This window comes from Streptomyces niphimycinicus, from assembly GCF_018883605.1.
Classification (GTDB): Bacteria; Actinomycetota; Actinomycetes; order Streptomycetales; family Streptomycetaceae; genus Streptomyces; species Streptomyces niphimycinicus.
On the sequence record NZ_JAHLEM010001298.1, the window covers coordinates 1 to 758 of the forward strand.

General features: G+C 76.1%; 2 protein-coding genes. Both read right to left on the reverse strand.

The window, feature by feature from the left end; genetic code table 11:
• The coding region (locus KN815_RS49445; protein WP_253209757.1) for a hypothetical protein at positions 1-245 on the reverse strand (245 nt) is incomplete at its 3' end.
• On the reverse strand, positions 230-758 hold a 529-nt coding region (locus KN815_RS49450; RefSeq protein ID WP_253209758.1), incomplete at its 5' end, for a methyltransferase domain-containing protein. The genes KN815_RS49450 and KN815_RS49445, both read right to left, overlap by 16 nt.

Below are 758 nucleotides of genomic sequence, written 5' to 3' on the forward strand. Positions count from 1 at the left end.
CGCGGCTCGGCGACCAGCACCCGCCGCACCGGTCCGCCGCCCACCAGCCCGGCGAGCACCAGTGGCACCAGGGTGGTCTTACCGGTCCCCGGGGGCGCGCACAGCACGGCGACCCCGCGGTCGTCGAGCGCGCGCAGCAGCGCGGGCACGGCCTCGCGTACGGGAAGGCGGTCGAGGGCCTCGGCGCGCGGGTCCCCAGGAGTGGTCAACGGCTCTGCTCCGATTCCGCTCAGTCCCGCTCGCATATGAAGATCGCCGTGCCCGGGATGAGGTTCCCCCGCAGGGGGGACCAGCCGCCCCACTCCTGGTGGTTCCACTCGGGCCACTCCGGCTCGACCAGGTCGACCAGCCGGAAGCCCCCGGCCACCACGTCCCGCACCCGGTCGCCCACCGTCCGGTGGTGCTCCACGTAGACGGCCCGGCCCGACTCGTCCTGCTCCACATAGGGCGTGCGGTCGAAGTAGGAACCGGCGACGGACAGCCCCTCGGGCCCCGGTTCGTCGGGGAACGCCCAGCGGATCGGATGCGTCACCGAGAAGACCCACCGCCCGCCCGGCCGCAGCACCCGGCGCACCTCGCGCATCACCCGCACCGGCTCGGCCACGAACGGCACCGCCCCGTACGCCGAGCACGCGAGGTCGAACGAGCCGTCCCGGAAGGGCAGTGCCGTGGCGTCGGCCTGCACCAGCGCGACCCCGGCCCCGTCGGCCGTCCCCTCGCCGCCCCCGGCCCCGTCGCCCGTCCCCTCGCCGCCCCCG